A 13,728-nucleotide genomic window follows, 5' to 3' on the forward strand; every position below is an offset into this window, starting at 1 on the left:
CGGCGTGAGACCCGTCAGACACGGATGATCTGCGGACCCAGCAGTGAGTAGCGATGCGCCTCGGTCAGCGGGAGTCCGGTATCGGTCACGATCGTTTCGAAGTCGGACACATCCGCGAACCGGCAGAAGCTGACGGCCCCGAATTTGGTGTGCACCCCGGAGAAGATCTTCCGCCGGGACACCCGCACGACCTGCTTCTTGACCTCGCTGACCGCCGGATCCGGGGTGGTGAGGCCGTACTGGCGGGAGATGCCGTTGGCACCGATGAAGGCCAGGTCGATGACGAAGCCGGAGAGCATATGCGTCGCCCAGTGGTCGACGGTGGCCATGGTGCCGCCGCGGACCCGGCCGCCGAGGAGCAGCACGGTGGTGTTCTCACGGGTGGCGAGACCGCCCGCGGTCGTGAGGGAGGCGGTGATCACGGTGAGCGGCCGGTCCCGGGGCAGGGCCTCCGCGATCAGCTGGGGGGTGAATCCCTCGTCGATGAAGACCGTCTCGGCGTCGCCCAGGAGATCGGCCGTCGCGGTGGCGATCCGCGACTTCTCCGGGACATGCATGGTGGTGCGGAAGGCGAGGGTGGTCTCGAAGCCGGCGCTCTCCACCGGATACGCGCCGCCGTGGGTACGCCGTACCAGACCGTGCTGCTCCAGCACCCGCAGATCGCGGCGCACCGTCTCCTTGGACACCCCGAGGTCGGCGGCGAGTTTGCCGACGTCGACGACGCCGGCCCGGCGAGCCATGTCAAGGATCTCCCGACGGCGTTCCTCCGCGTCCACACCGCACCTCCTGCCACCTCGGTCTTCGGGCTTGCGTGGAAGTTTTACAAGCACGCAACCTCAAGGCCAGGCTTGGCACAGAGGAGATCGTGACCGTATGCGCCCGTTTCGCGAACGTTATCTCGGCAGGTCAGTGCGGGTAAAGACCCAAGGGGTGAGAATGGCGGATGGCTGATTGCGCACCCGGTGGGCCCGTTTCCCGCCCGTTTTCGTCAAGAGGGCGTAAGCGGGGCCCGACCGGGCGCGTCCAGGGGCTGGTGAATGCCCGTTCGGACATGGGTCAAAGACGCGCCAGCGCCCCCGAGGCGTCGAGAATCCGGCCCGCGACGTTGACCGAATCCACCAGCGGATGGAGTGCGAGCGCCCGCAGGGCCGCGCCGCGGGCGCTGCCCGTACGGGTGCCCGCCTCGGTCATGGCCGCCTCGATGGTCGAGCGCTCCACGGCCTTCAGCGACAGCATCAGCCCGAGCTGGTCCGGTGCCACCGCGCCGACGGCCAGCGGGCGCGCCCCGCCCGCGTCCACCAGAGCGGGCACCTCCACCACGGCGTCGGCGTCGAGACCGGGGACGGCCGTGCGGTTGCGGACATTGAGGATCAGCGTGGCGCGCTCATCGCGGGCGATGGCCCGCATGATGGCCAGCGCGATCCGGTCGTAGCCGCCGCCGTCCAGATCGCAGGAGTCGCGCTCCCAGCCGCCGGTGGCCTCACGGCTCTCGGCCATGTACGTCGCCTCGCGCTCCAGCCGGGTCCGCTCCCAGGCGGTGAGCGCCCCGGTGGCGCCTGAGCGCGCCGTCTCGTAGAAGTGGGCCTGCTGTTCGCGGAGGAACTCGCCACGGGTGGCCGGCGCCTGCCGGATGGAGGCCACCGCCTCGCGGTTGAAGTAGTAGTAGTGCAGATACTCGTTGGGCAGCGCGCCGAGCGCCTGGAGCCACTCCGCCCCGAACAGCTTGCCCTCCTCGAAGGACTCCAGCGCGGCGGCGTCGCCGAGCAGTTCGGGCATCCGGTCCCGCCCGTCCACGATCAACCCGCGCAGCCAGCCGAGGTGGTTGAGGCCGACATAGTCGTAAGAGGCCCGGCCCGGATCGGCGCCGAGCGCCCGCGCGGCGCGGCGGCACAGCCCGACCGGTGAGTCGCAGATGCCGATCACCCGGTCGCCGAGGACCCGCTGCATCGCCTCGGTGACCATGCCCGCCGGGTTGGTGAAGTTGATGACCCAGGCGTCCGGGGCCACGGCGGCGATCCGCTCGGCGATCCGTACGGCCACCGGCAGGGTGCGCAGCCCGTAGAGCACCCCGCCCGCGCCGACGGTCTCCTGCCCGAGCACGCCCTCGCCCAGCGGAACGCGCTCGTCGTTCGCCCGGCCCTCCAGACCGCCGACGCGGATGGCGGAGAAGATGAAGTCGGCGCCGCGCAGCGCGTCATCGAGGTCGGTGGTGGCCCGGACCGCGGGGGCGGCGGGATGGCCCTCCGCCTGCTCGGCCAGGACCGCGCCGATCGCGTCGAGCCGGCGCCGGTCGGTGTCGTACAGCACCAGCTCGATGCGGCGCCCGGCGTCGTCCCCGGTGTCGTCGAGCAGGGCCCGGTACACCAGGGGCATACGGAACCCGCCGCCGCCCAGCACAGTCAGCCTCATACGGTCACTACCTCCACATCGGCCTCCCGGAACACGGCGAGCGTCGCCGGGTCGGATGTCTTGTTGGTGATCAGGGTGTCGATCTGCTGCGGTCCGCAGATCCGGGCGAGGCCGGTGTCCCCGGGAAACTTGCCCGCGGTGACCAGCAGCACCACCTCCCGGGACGAGCCGAGCATGGCCCGCTTCACCGGCACCTCCACATGCGTGCTGTCCAGCACGCTGCCGTCGGGCAGCACACCGCTCGCACCCAGGAACAGCCGGCCGACGTGCAGCTGCCGGATGTTGGACTCGGTGAGAAACCCGACCACCGACCGGTAGTTGGCGCGCACCTGGCCGCCGAGCAGGATCAGCGTCACCTGGGGGTCGTCGCGCAGCTCGTCGTAGATCGCGAGATTGCTGGTCACGACGGTGACCGGACGGCCGCGCAGCAGCTTGGCGAGCTGAAGGGTGGTGGTGCCGATGTCCAGCAGCAGCACGTCGCCGTCCGCGACCAGCTCGGCGGCGCGGTGGGCGACGGCCTCCTTCTCGGCCAGGTCGTCGACCTCCACCTCGCTGAACGGGCGCTCCTCGTCCGGGTTGGGGGCGGCCACCGCGCCGCCGTAGACCCGGGTGAGCCGGCCGGCCCGGCCCAGCTCGGTGATGTCCCGGCGGGCCGTGGCCGCGCTGATCCCCAGGCGCTTGGCGATCTCCCCGATCGGCAGCACGCCCTCTTCACCGAGGATGCTCAGCAGCTTCTCGTGGCGGGTCTCTCGCAGCATGGTGGCAACGTACTCCAGGTGAGCGAGTTTGCGCGACTCTGACCGATCTCTTGCATAAGGCGTGCGTGAGGTGCATGGTGTCGCTCACTCCACGCCATGGCGAACAAGGAAAGGCACGTCGGTGAGCACCACGGCCGCACCACCCGATCCGGTCCAACCGATCGACCCGCTCGCGGCGCCGCGCGCCCCCGCGGACCCCGAGCACGACGTCTATCTCACCGGCCTCGCCGGGTGGCCGCCGGCCGACCGGCTCGCCTTCGCCAACCTCACCGCCGCCCTCTCGGTACAGCGTTTCGGCGGCTCGCCGGCCGCGCCCGGCTGGGCGGAGGCGGCCGCGTGGTGGAACCGTACGGAGCGGTCGGCCGGCGGCGGGGCGGACGCCGCCGCGCTCGCCCGCCGCCACCACTTCCCGACCGGGCTGATACCGGCCACAGTGCGCGACTGGCCGCGGCCGCGCGCCCTGCCCACCATCGGCTTCCGGGGCGAATGACGTGCCCGCCGGTGCCGATCACCGACTGGAGGAGAACTCCATGGGATTCCCCTGTATCCGGGCGCGCCGGCCGCATGGCAGAGCCGTACCGGCCGCGCTCGCCATCGGGCTCGCCCTGCTCGCCGCGGGCTGCGTCCCCGGCACCGACGGCTCGGGGGCCGCCGGTCCCGGGACCGGCGCGGCCACCGCCGTACCGGATCCGGCGAAAGCCGGGAAGACCACGCTGACCGTATGGGACCAGGAGATCCGCGGCGGGACCAACGGCGAAATACAGCAGCTGAACAAGGAGTTCGAGAAGAAGTACCCCCATGTGCGGATCAAGCGGGTCGCGCGCAGCTTCACCGATCTCAAGACCACGCTGAAGCTCGCCGTCTCCGGCAACAACCCACCGGACGTCATCCAGGCCAACCAGGGCTATCCGGACATGGTCGCCTTCGTCCAGGCCGGGCTGCTCGCCCCGCTCGACAACTACGCCGGGATATACGACTGGAACACCCGCTACCCGAACACCCTGCTCAATCTGAACCGGGTCTCCGCCGACGGCACCGACTTCGGCAGGGGGCGGCTCTACGGCATCTCCCAGACCGGTGAGTACATCGGGCTCTTCTACAACAAGGACCTGCTGAAGAAGGCGGGCCTGACGCCCCCGAAGACCTGGGGCGAGTTCACCGAGGGCCTGGCCCGCCTCAAGGACCGCGGCGAGCTGCCCATCCAGTTCGGCAACCTCGACAAGTACCCGGCCATCCACACCTTCGGGGTGCTCCAGGACCAGCTTGCCGCCGCCCGCACCCGCGACACCGTGCTCGGCCGCGGTGACGGCTTCGACAACGCCGCCACCCAGGACGCCGCGGCGACCCTCACTGACTGGACGCGGCGCGGCTATCTCCCCAAGGGCGCCAACGGGCTCGGCTACGACGACGCGGCCAAGAGGTTCGCCTCCGGCGACGGCGCGTATCTGATGACCGGCATCTGGGAGCTGACCGACCTCAAGAAGTCCATGGGCGACAAGCTGGGGATCATGCCCCCGCCGCCCGCGAAGGCCGGCGGCGACCCCGTAACCACCGGCGGCCAGGGCCTCGCCTGGTCCGTCACCTCCCGCTCCACCCACCCCGAGGTGGCCGCCGCCTATCTGGACTTCCTCACAGGCGCGCACGCGGCGGACGTCATGACCGAGCACGGGGTGCTCCCCGCGGTGCCCGGAGCGGCCGCGGCGCGGGTGAAGCCGGACACCGTCGACGGCCAGATGATCGCGGGCTGGAGGCGGCTGAGCGCCGCCGATGGACTCGTCCCGTATCTGGACTACTCCACCCCCACCTTCTACGACACGCTCTCGGCCGCGCTCCAGGGCGTCGTCAGCGGCAAGACCCCGCCCAAGAAGCTGGCCGCGACCCTGCAGAAGGACTACGGCGCCTTCATGGCGCGACAGCGTGAGCGCCACGCGGCGAAGACCGCACCGGCGGGGGCGAAATGAAGCGCTCCCTGACCGCGCTGACGAGCGGCTATCGGCGGCAGGCGCCCGGTGAGCCCCGCGCCGTCGGCTATCTCTACATCCTGCCCGCCCTTGTCCTCTATGCCGTCTTCCTGCTGTACCCCTTCGGCCAGTCGGTGTGGCTGTCCTTCGTCCACTGGGACGGGTTGACGGTCGCCACCCCCGCCGGATTCGACAACTACCGCGATCTGTTCAGCGACCCCACCCTGCGCGCCCCCTTCGCGCACGCGCTGGTGCTGCTCGTCTTCTACTCGGCCCTGCCGGTGGCCATCGGTCTGCTGCTGGCCGCCGTGATGTCCCGGGTCCGGGTGCGCGGGATGACGTTCTTCCGTACGGTGCTGTTTCTGCCGCAGGTCCTCGCGCTGATCGTGGTCGGCGTGGCCTGGCGAGCCATCCTCGCCCCCGACGGGCTGCTCAACGACACCCTCCGCGCCGTCGGCCTCGGCCGGCTCGCCCGCCCCTGGCTCGGCGACTACACCTGGGCACTGCCCGCCGTCGGCGTCGTCGGCACCTGGGTCGGCACCGGACTGTGCATGATCCTCTTCCTCGCCGGGGCCCAGCGCATCCCGCGCGAGCTGTACGAGGCGGCGCGGATGGACGGCGCGGGGGCGGTGAGGGAGTTCCTCACCATCACCCTGCCGGGCCTGCGGCCGCAGATCGCGGTGGCGCTGACCCTGACGATCGTCGCGGGGCTGCGCAACTTCGACCTCATCTACATCACGACCAGCGGCGGCCCCGGAAACTCCACCTCCGTGCCCGCCTACGAGGTCTACCACCGGGCCTTCGAGACCAACCAGGTCGGCTCGGCCGCCGCCGTTGGCGTGGCCCTCACGGCCTTGATCTTCGTCCTGACTGTCACGGTCTCCCGGCTCGTGGAAGGGCGGCGGGCATGACCACACGCCTCGAACGCACGGTCACCTACGCCATCCTGGCCCTGTTCTCGGTCATCGCGCTCACCCCGGTCATCGGCATCCTCTCCACCGCCTTCGGCTCGCAGAACTCCCTGGACACCGGGTTTTCGCTGCCCCAGGGCGGTCTGCACTGGAGCAACTTCGCCGACGCCTGGAGCCGCGGCCACTTCGGCACGTATCTCGGCAACTCGGCGCTGGTCACGGCGGTTGTGGTCGCCGCCACCACCGTCCTGGCCATCCTGGCCGCCTATGCCTTCGGCGTGATGCGCTTCCCCGGCTCCACGGTGCTGTTCTACCTCTTCGTGATCGGACTGACCCTGCCCCAGGAGGCCCTGGTTGTCCCGCTCTACTTCGATCTGCGGTACGCCGGACTCACCGACACCTACTGGGCGTTGATCCTCCCGCAGACCGCGCAGTCCCTCGCCTTCGGCGTCTTCTGGATGCGTACGTACTTCCGGGGCAGCGCACGGGCGATGATCGAGGCGGCCCGCCTCGACGGCGCGAACACCTGGACCACGCTGTGGCGCGTCCTGGTCCCGATGGGCCGCCCGGCGATCTCCACCATGGTCGTCATCACCTTCATGTGGACCTGGAACGAGTTCCTGATGGCCCTGGTCATGGTCAGCGACGAGGCCCACCGCACGGTCCCCCTCGGCCTCGCCTTCTTCCAGGGCCGGCACAGCTCGGACGCGGCCTTGCTCGCGGCGGCGTCGGTGCTGATCGCGCTGCCGGTGGTGGTCGTCTATGTGGCCCTCCAGCGCCGGTTCATCGAGGGCATGCTGGGCGGAGCGGTGAAGGAGTGAGATTCCCTAGAGGGACGGTGTGCGGCTGACCGGGCGGCCGAGGCGGGAGATGGAGCGGGCGAGGGCGACCGCGTCGTGGACGGCCGCCCCGCCCGTGTCGTTGTTGAAGTACGCGTAGACATCGGCGTCGGCCGGCCAGGTGTCATCGACGCGGCGGGCCCAGGTGGCGAGCGCCTGTCGGCCGTAGCGCGGCGCGGGCTGGGCGCGGCCGCCGTGGAAGCGGAGGTAGCCCCACTCGGCGGTCCGCCACAGCGGCGTGACCGGGCGGGAGTCCCGGTCCGCCCAGCAGAGCGCGGCGGCGCGGCGCTCCAGCACCGCGCGGATCTCATCGGTCCACCACGAGGCGTGGCGCGGTTCGACGGCCACCCGGGTCTCGGAGGGGAAGCAGCGCAGACAGGCGTCCAGCAGCTCGCCGTCGGCCCGCAGGGTCGGCGGCAGCTGCAGGAGTACGGGGCCCAGCCGGTCGCCGAGGCCCTCTGCGTGGGACATCAGCCGCGCCACCGGCTCGCTCGGGTCGCGGAGCCGCTTGATATGGGTGAGATAGCGGCTGGCCTTGAGCGCCATCACGAAGTCGTCGGGGGTGCGCTTGCGCCAGGCGGCGAACTGATCGCGGTCGGGCAGCCGGTAGAAGGCGTTGTTGCTCTCGACGGTGGCGAAGGCACGGGCGTATTCCTCCAGCCACAGCCGCTGCGGGCAGCCGGCCGGGTAGAGGTCGCCACGCCAGTCCTTGTACTGCCACCCCGACGTGCCGACCAGGACGGTCATGCTTCGCCCGGATGCCAGGGCGGCCACTGCCCCGGCCGGTCGGCCCAGTGGACCTGTGCCGGGTCGTCCAGGTCGATACCGGGGAAGGCCTGCCGGACGCGCGGTTCGAACTCCTCCCGCTCGAGCGGCTCACAGCCGAGGCCCCGCAGCCGCACCCGTCGGTACCGGCTGTCGGATTCGAATGATTCGACGAAGACGGGGTATCCGGATGCGCCCGGGCTGGTGGCGTGCTCCATACCTCCAGGGTGCCGCAGCCGTCCGCATCCGCGCGTCGGGAGCGCCGGCCGGGGCCCGCCTGATTGCGGACGGGGACATTCTCGGATTGATTCGGATGGGTCCGTAGGGGACCCGATGGATTCGGCAGAGAGCCTTGTGCCGGGGGTGAGCGATGATCTTCACCGACCGTGTGGACGCCGGGCGGCGCCTCGCCGGGCGGCTGCGGCCCCTGGGCGAGGAGAAACCCGTGGTGCTCGGGCTGCCACGGGGCGGGGTGCCGGTGGCCTTTGAGGTGGCCCGGGCGCTGGAGGCGCCGCTGGATGTGATCATCGTCCGTAAGCTCGGTGTCCCCTTCCACCGGGAGCTGGGCTTCGGCGCCATCGGGGAGGGCGGTGTCCGTGTCGTCCACGAGGCGATCATCCGGATGAGCCGGGCCGACGCGGAGGACCTCGCGGAGGTGGAACGGACCGAGCAGGTGGAGCTGGACCGCCAGGCGCGGCGGTTCCGCCGGGGCCGGTCGCGGATCGCGGTCGAGGGCCGCACGGTGATCGTCGTGGACGACGGGATCGCGACCGGCGCTACGGCACGCGCCGCCTGCCGGGTCGCGCGGGCCCAGGGGGCGGCCCGGGTGGTTCTGGCCGTCCCGGTGGCGCCGCCGGACGCGGCCGCGTCGCTGCGCGAGGACGCGGACGAGGTGGTGTGCCTGTCCAGGCCCACGGACTTCTCGGCGGTGGGGGAGTGGTACGAGGACTTCTCCCAGACGGGAGACGCCGAGGTGGTGGAGTTGCTGTCCCGGTCGACTGGAGAGACGGGAGAGGCGCATCCTGGAAGGTAACGCAGGAGGTGATCGCGATGGAGACGATCGTGGGATGCGACATACAGATGGAATTCCGTGAGATCGGTCCGCTGACCGAGGCGGTCGTTCGGCTCAGGATGCATGACGGCACGGAAATGCTGGCCCAGGGCCGCGCGAACCGGAATCCGGACGACCCGGCACAGCCGAGAGTCGGTGAGGAGATCGCGGCAGCGAGGGCGCTGACCAATCTGGCCCACCGGCTGATCGGCAAGGCGGGTGGCGACATCGAGGAAGTCACCCACGCCAAGGCACATCTGGCGATGTAGGAAGAGGGAGCGTCTGCCGCGGTGGCCCCACCGCGGCAAACGCTGCTGCGCGGACGCCGGTCAGCCGCCGCTCAGATGTGGACGCCCTTCGACCGGAGGTAGGCGAGCGGATTGACATCCGAGCCGTAGTCGGGGTCGGTGCGCACCTCGAAGTGCACATGCGGACCGGTGCTGTTGCCGGTCGAACCGGACCGGCCTATCTGCCGGCCGCCGGCGACCGTCTGGCCCACCTGGACGGACAGCGACGACATATGGGCGTACTGGGTGTACATGCCGTCGGAGTGCCGGAGCACCACCTGATAGCCGTATGCCCCGCCCCAGCCCGCCGCGACCACCTCCGCCGGGCCCACGGCCCGCACCTGGGTGCCGACGGGGACGGGGAAGTCGGTGCCGGTGTGATGACCGCTCGACCAGCTGCTGCCGGATACGCCGTACGGGGTGCCCACCAGGGTGCTGCCGACCGGGGTGGTGAAGGACGAGGACGAGGACGAGCGGGTGGCGGTGTCCGTCTGCCGCTTCGGCGGCGTGCTCGTGTGCGCCTGCTCCCGGTCACCGCGCTGCTGGGGGCGCTGGGTGAGGGTGGTGCGGGGCGCGTCGGCGTGGGTGTCGAGGGCGAGCCGCTGACCGGGCAGGATCAGATTCGGATCGCTGCCGATGACCCGGCGGTTGGTCTCGTAGAGCCCCTCCCAGCCGCCCGCGACGTTCTGCGCGTCGGCGATCCTGGAGAGCGTGTCACCGCGGGCGACGGTGTATGAGGGGGACTGCGGAAGAGCCTTCGCCGTGGCCTTGGGGGTGGCCTTCGGCGCCGCCTCGGTGGTGGCTCTCGGGGCGGCCTTGGGGGCCGCCTCGGTGGCGGCCTTCGGGGTCTGTGTGCCGGATCCCTGGCCGCCGGATCCCTGGCCGCCGGATCCCGGGGTGCCGGATCCCGGGGTGCCCGGGGAGGTGTCCGGGGCGGGGCCGCCGCGCGTCAGGCCGGCCTTCACCGAGCAGATGGGCCAGGCGGTTGGCCCCTGGCTCGCGAGCACCTTCTCCGCGACCGCGATCTGCTGAGCCTTGGAGGCCAGGTCGGCCCGTGCGGCGTGAGCGGTGCCGCCGTACGCCTGCCAGGTGCTCTGGGTGAACTGGAGCCCACCGTAGAAGCCGTTCCCGGTGTTGATGCTCCAGTTGTTGGCGGACTCGCACTCCGCGACGTTGTCCCAGGTGCCGACGGAGGCCGCGTTCGCCTGGCCGACGCCGATGAGCGGCAGGGCGACCCCGGCGCCGCCCGCGGTGACCGCGAGCGAGGCGCGGGAGACGCGACGAGGCCGGGGCCGGCGGTGACGTCCGCGTGCAGCCATTGAGCTCTTCCTCTCCTACGCCTGCGAGGTGAGCTGTCGGGTTCGGGCTGGAGTTGCCCGGCCACCCGCACACGGTGCTTTCCACCGCGGCGTGCGTCTTCACCCCAAGCCGTGCCGCGCGGATCGCGGTACGGCGCCTACCTGGTTCCCCCGCTCCCGCCGTGACAGGTCGTCGTCACACCCCCTCGGCCGACGGCGGGACTCGGCGCTCCGGCGAAGGAGACCCGTGCAGCGAAAGCGACGGGTGCCGAACAGTAATCACATCGATTTGGTCACGACAAGACATCGAGACTGTTTGCGGTGAACAATCCGGAATGGGAAGTGGCTCAATAATGTGATCAATGTACCGGGAGACATAAGGCCGTCGACGCGGGGAAGGGAGACCCGAAGGGGGAATGGACGGGAGGCATCGGGGCACTCGCCCTCGCGGCCGGTGACCCGGCAGATGGCTGACCTCGGGAGGTCGCTCATGGTGCAACGGAACGGCACGACGACTCCACGGTCCCGGCCGCCTCGGCCACTGGCCTTATGCGCGCTGCTCGTCGGCGCGCTGGCCACGGCCACGGCCTGCGGCAGCGACACCGGGGACGGGGCGTCCTCGCCTCCCGCCTCATCCGTCGCGGCCGCCTCGTCCGCCGCGACCACCTCCTCCGACACGGCCACATCGTCCGTAAGCACCACTCCGCGGAGCGAACGGCCCGTGTCGCACAGCGCGAAGCCCCCCACGGCCTCGGCGCACACCTCCCCCTCGCATGCCTCCTCGTCGGCGCCCGCCGCCGCCTCCGGCGCGCGCCGGATCTGCTCCAAGGAGCAGTTGACGCTGACGGTCGGGCGGATGGATGTGGGCGCCGGGAATGTGTATCTGCCCCTGGTCCTCACCAACAAGGGCACCTCGACCTGCACCCTCACCGGGTTCCCCGGCGTCTCGCTGCTCGACTCCGCCGGCTCCGCGATCGGCGACCCCGCCACCCGGCGCGGCCCCACGCACTCGACGGTCTCCCTGCCGCCGGGCGGCAGCGCCTCCACGAGCCTGCATACGCTCAACGAGGGCATGACCGACACCCCGTGCCGGCGCACCCCCGCCGAGATCCGCGCCTATCCGCCGGATTCCTTCGGGGCGATGAAGGCGCCGGCGCGGTCCTTCCGGGTGTGCGGAGGCGTCTTCGAGGTCGAGGCGGTCCAATCCGGAACGGGCACCTGACACCGGCATCCAAGGCGCCCTCTCCCTCGCGCTGAAGTGTCCGAAAATCTTGACAAGGCAGGCGCTGACTGGCCGTGTTCACCCTTTCGCAATCAATAGGGGTAGGTCACCATGGGGATGCCTCACATGAGCCGGTGTGTAGCGTCCGGAGGGGGACGGTGTGATGGAGCGAGTCGCGGCCGAGGTCGAGACGGAACTGCTGGACCTTTCGGGAGCGACGCTTGAGGAACTGGACGGCAATCAGGAGTTCGCCCTCGCGATCCAGCGCTTACTCAACCTCGTACAGTCCCCGCCGACGCGCGCGACCTCGGCCGATACCAAATCGGGCTGTTGAGGGATTCCCGGCATGGCGGCGGTGCGGCATTCACGTCCCGTCCGCAGCCGCCAAGCACCCCCCTCTCCCCGGTGGTCCCCCATCACCGGCTGTCCGCGGCCTGCTTCGACCAACTGGCGCACGGCACCGGGGACGCGGCGGCGGTCGCCGAGCTCAGGGCGGGCCAGCGCAGCCGACTCATGCTGCTGTTACGCGCGTTGACCGAGATCGCCTCGGCCCATCCGCGGATTCCCGGGCCGCTGCCCGCGCCGCGTGAGGCGTGGAATCTGCTGATACGGGCCGAGCGGCACAGCCCCTCGAGCGTGGAGCGCCTGCTGCTGCACCCCCAGGTCGGCGCATGGCTCAGCCGCTGTCTGCGCAGGCTGCGGGGGATCGCGGAAGAGGCCGAAGAGGTCCCGCTGTGGCTGGAGACGGGCCATCTGCACACCGTGGCCGCCTCGGCGGCCCTGCTCGCGGAGATCGACTTCCGTATCCGGGTCGCGGTGCGCGACGGCGGGATCATGCTCCCCGCGCTGGGCTTCCTCGACCTGGCGGGATGCGATTCCCGTATCGCGGAAATCTCCACGGACGGCGAAGAGGACCGCGCCGTGCTGGCCGGCTCGCACACGGTGCCGCTGCCCTCCGACCTCACCCAGGACGCCCAGGGCTGGTATGCGCTGAGACGCCTGCACGGGCCGCACCCGGAGCACCCCTGCGCGCCCTACCTGGACGACATCGACCCGTACCGGGACTTCCTGCGCCCCTCCCCTCCGGAGCGGCTGAGCGAACCGGAGGCGCAACAGTGGCAGGAGTACTTCCGGAGTGCCTGGCGGCTCGTCGCGGAGCAGACGACCGTGGATCCCGCCGGTGTCGCCGACTGCCTGATCTCCGTCGTCCCGGTCCGCTACCCCGCTCGGGCGGAACCTTTCAGCGCATCGTCGCCCGAGGCCTATGGCTGTGTTCTGCTGAACTCCCCGGCCGACTCCGCCACTCTCGCGGCTTCGCTGGTCCATGAAGCCCAGCACATCAAACTCAGCGCGCTGCTGGACTTGGTCCCTTTGCTCCGCGGAGGCATGGAGGAGGTCCACTACGCGCCGTGGCGGGCGGATCCACGCCCGCTGCGCGGGCTGCTGCACGGGGTGTACGCCTTTTTGGGCGTCGCGGCTTTCTGGCAGGCCCGCCGGCACGCCGTACCGTCCGAACCCATCGGCCGTGCCGCGGACTTCGAGTTCGCCCTGCGGCGTGCACAGATCTCCCGCGGGTTGCGGACGCTGCGCGCCCACGCGGAGCTGACCCCGATGGGGGACCGATTTCTGCGGGGGCTGGAGAACAGCCTGGCCGACTGGCTCGCCGAACCCGTGCCGGAGGGTCCGCTGCGCACCGCCGACGGCGTCAACCTCGATCACCGGCTGCTCTACCGTATGCACCACCTGCGCCCGGACCGCGACCGGATCGGCCAGTGGGCCCACGCCTGGCGACTGGGCCAACCACCCCCGGGCGCCCTGCCCACGACGGTGCTGCGCGCGGCCCGCACGGCGGTGGCCACCCGCCCGGCCCTGATCCGGCTGCGGCTTCGGGACCCGGCCGGCTTCGCCCGGCTGCGCGAGGAGCCGAAAGCGCATCCCCTCGGCGGCGCCGGGACCCCGATCCAGGCGGACGTGGACTGGGCCGCCGGGCACACCGAGGACGCGCTGCGCGGCTACCGCGACCAGCTGGCGGCGCACCCCGACGACCTCCCCGCATGGGCGGGGCTCGCCCTGACGCTGCCCGTGGGCCCGGCCAGGGAGGCGCTGCTCGGCTGTCCGGAAGTCGTCCTCAGCGTCCACCGGGCGCTGCGCGCCGAGGACGGCGGTGGCCCCGACCCGGTGGCTCTCGCCCACTGGATCGGGAGCCGTCCCTGAGCGCCGGGGCGCT

The 13,728-nt window shown here is 71.2% G+C and carries 13 protein-coding genes, 2 pseudogenes and 1 riboswitch; of the genes and pseudogenes, 9 read left to right on the forward strand and 6 right to left on the reverse strand.

The window, feature by feature from the left end:
- Positions 1-14: 14 nt before the first annotated feature.
- The 3 genes from ABZS71_RS05010 to ABZS71_RS05020 all read right to left on the reverse strand — a co-directional run bounded on the left by ABZS71_RS05010 (position 15) and on the right by ABZS71_RS05020 (position 3,167).
- Positions 15-776 carry a DeoR/GlpR family DNA-binding transcription regulator gene (locus ABZS71_RS05010; protein WP_355842726.1) on the reverse strand — a complete coding sequence of 254 codons (762 nt, stop codon included), beginning with the start codon at positions 774-776 and terminating at the stop codon, positions 15-17.
- 280 nt (positions 777-1,056) lie between these two features.
- On the reverse strand, positions 1,057-2,409 hold the full coding sequence (locus ABZS71_RS05015) for a 6-phospho-beta-glucosidase (protein ID WP_356207661.1): 1,353 nt from the start codon (positions 2,407-2,409) through the stop codon (positions 1,057-1,059).
- Positions 2,406-3,167: a DeoR/GlpR family DNA-binding transcription regulator gene (locus ABZS71_RS05020; protein ID WP_356207663.1), complete on the reverse strand. Its 762-nt coding sequence runs from the start codon at positions 3,165-3,167 to the stop codon at positions 2,406-2,408. The genes ABZS71_RS05015 and ABZS71_RS05020 overlap by 4 nt, the downstream gene beginning before the upstream one ends.
- Before the next feature lie 223 nt (positions 3,168-3,390).
- Between ABZS71_RS05020 and ABZS71_RS05025 the strand changes: the two are divergent.
- The 4 genes and pseudogenes from ABZS71_RS05025 to ABZS71_RS05040 form a co-directional block, all read left to right on the forward strand.
- Positions 3,391-3,657, forward strand: a pseudogene (locus ABZS71_RS05025) (carbohydrate kinase family protein); the annotation flags it as partial.
- Between the two features lie 40 nt (positions 3,658-3,697).
- Positions 3,698-5,128: an extracellular solute-binding protein gene (locus ABZS71_RS05030; protein ID WP_356207665.1), complete on the forward strand. Its 1,431-nt coding sequence runs from the start codon at positions 3,698-3,700 to the stop codon at positions 5,126-5,128.
- On the forward strand, positions 5,125-6,039 hold the full coding sequence (locus ABZS71_RS05035; protein ID WP_356207666.1) for a sugar ABC transporter permease: 915 nt from the start codon (positions 5,125-5,127) through the stop codon (positions 6,037-6,039). Before ABZS71_RS05030 ends, ABZS71_RS05035 begins: the two co-directional genes overlap by 4 nt.
- Positions 6,036-6,860, forward strand: a complete 825-nt coding sequence (locus tag ABZS71_RS05040) for a carbohydrate ABC transporter permease (RefSeq protein ID WP_356207668.1) — start codon at positions 6,036-6,038, stop codon at positions 6,858-6,860. The genes ABZS71_RS05035 and ABZS71_RS05040 overlap by 4 nt, the downstream gene beginning before the upstream one ends.
- Before the next feature lie 6 nt (positions 6,861-6,866).
- On the opposite strand, the gene ABZS71_RS05045 is transcribed toward ABZS71_RS05040, so the two are convergent.
- Both ABZS71_RS05045 and ABZS71_RS05050 read right to left on the reverse strand, forming a co-directional pair.
- Complete coding sequence (locus tag ABZS71_RS05045) at positions 6,867-7,625, reverse strand: DUF72 domain-containing protein (protein ID WP_356207670.1); 759 nt, start codon at positions 7,623-7,625, stop codon at positions 6,867-6,869.
- Entirely contained in the window at positions 7,622-7,861 is a 240-nt protein-coding gene (locus tag ABZS71_RS05050) for a hypothetical protein (protein WP_355858917.1), read from the reverse strand. Before ABZS71_RS05050 ends, ABZS71_RS05045 begins: the two co-directional genes overlap by 4 nt.
- A 152-nt stretch (positions 7,862-8,013) precedes the next feature.
- Here ABZS71_RS05050 and ABZS71_RS05055 point away from each other — a divergent pair.
- Positions 8,014-8,640: pseudogene (locus ABZS71_RS05055) on the forward strand (phosphoribosyltransferase family protein); the annotation flags it as partial.
- Between the two features lie 53 nt (positions 8,641-8,693).
- Positions 8,694-8,963 carry a DUF1876 domain-containing protein gene (locus ABZS71_RS05060; RefSeq protein ID WP_355858920.1) on the forward strand — a complete coding sequence of 90 codons (270 nt, stop codon included), beginning with the start codon at positions 8,694-8,696 and terminating at the stop codon, positions 8,961-8,963.
- 71 nt (positions 8,964-9,034) lie between these two features.
- Here the strand turns inward: ABZS71_RS05060 and ABZS71_RS05065 are convergent, their stop codons facing one another.
- Positions 9,035-10,300, reverse strand: a complete 1,266-nt coding sequence (locus ABZS71_RS05065) for a transglycosylase family protein (protein ID WP_356207671.1) — start codon at positions 10,298-10,300, stop codon at positions 9,035-9,037.
- Between the two features lie 5 nt (positions 10,301-10,305).
- Positions 10,306-10,482, reverse strand: a riboswitch (cyclic di-AMP (ydaO/yuaA leader).
- A gap of 287 nt (positions 10,483-10,769) precedes the next feature.
- Between ABZS71_RS05065 and ABZS71_RS05070 the strand changes: the two genes are divergently transcribed.
- The 3 genes from ABZS71_RS05070 (at position 10,770) to ABZS71_RS05080 (ending at position 13,715) form a co-directional block, all read left to right on the forward strand.
- Positions 10,770-11,501, forward strand: coding sequence for a DUF4232 domain-containing protein (locus ABZS71_RS05070; RefSeq protein ID WP_356207673.1), 732 nt, complete (start codon positions 10,770-10,772; stop codon positions 11,499-11,501).
- Positions 11,502-11,661: 160 nt separating this feature from the next.
- Positions 11,662-11,835: a hypothetical protein gene (locus tag ABZS71_RS05075; RefSeq protein WP_356207882.1), complete on the forward strand. Its 174-nt coding sequence runs from the start codon at positions 11,662-11,664 to the stop codon at positions 11,833-11,835.
- 71 nt (positions 11,836-11,906) lie between these two features.
- Entirely contained in the window at positions 11,907-13,715 is a 1,809-nt protein-coding gene (locus tag ABZS71_RS05080) for an HEXXH motif domain-containing protein (protein ID WP_356207674.1), read from the forward strand.
- Positions 13,716-13,728 lie beyond the last annotated feature (13 nt).

Source organism: Streptomyces sp. NPDC005393 (assembly GCF_040606675.1).
Classification (GTDB): domain Bacteria; phylum Actinomycetota; class Actinomycetes; order Streptomycetales; family Streptomycetaceae; genus Streptomyces.

What these genes read in the sequence shown, in the direction of transcription:
- ABZS71_RS05065 (WP_356207671.1), bottom strand. Translation starts at nt 10,300, where the DNA reads ATGGCTGCACGCGGACGTCACCGCCGGCCCCGGCCTCGTCGCGTCTCC.
- ABZS71_RS05060 (WP_355858920.1), top strand. Translation starts at nt 8,694, where the DNA reads ATGGAGACGATCGTGGGATGCGACATACAGATGGAATTCCGTGAGATC.
- ABZS71_RS05030 (WP_356207665.1), top strand. Translation starts at nt 3,698, where the DNA reads ATGGGATTCCCCTGTATCCGGGCGCGCCGGCCGCATGGCAGAGCCGTA.
- ABZS71_RS05020 (WP_356207663.1), bottom strand. Translation starts at nt 3,167, where the DNA reads ATGCTGCGAGAGACCCGCCACGAGAAGCTGCTGAGCATCCTCGGTGAA.
- ABZS71_RS05050 (WP_355858917.1), bottom strand. Translation starts at nt 7,861, where the DNA reads ATGGAGCACGCCACCAGCCCGGGCGCATCCGGATACCCCGTCTTCGTC.
- ABZS71_RS05035 (WP_356207666.1), top strand. Translation starts at nt 5,125, where the DNA reads ATGAAGCGCTCCCTGACCGCGCTGACGAGCGGCTATCGGCGGCAGGCG.
- ABZS71_RS05015 (WP_356207661.1), bottom strand. Translation starts at nt 2,409, where the DNA reads ATGAGGCTGACTGTGCTGGGCGGCGGCGGGTTCCGTATGCCCCTGGTG.
- ABZS71_RS05045 (WP_356207670.1), bottom strand. Translation starts at nt 7,625, where the DNA reads ATGACCGTCCTGGTCGGCACGTCGGGGTGGCAGTACAAGGACTGGCGT.
- ABZS71_RS05070 (WP_356207673.1), top strand. Translation starts at nt 10,770, where the DNA reads ATGGTGCAACGGAACGGCACGACGACTCCACGGTCCCGGCCGCCTCGG.
- ABZS71_RS05040 (WP_356207668.1), top strand. Translation starts at nt 6,036, where the DNA reads ATGACCACACGCCTCGAACGCACGGTCACCTACGCCATCCTGGCCCTG.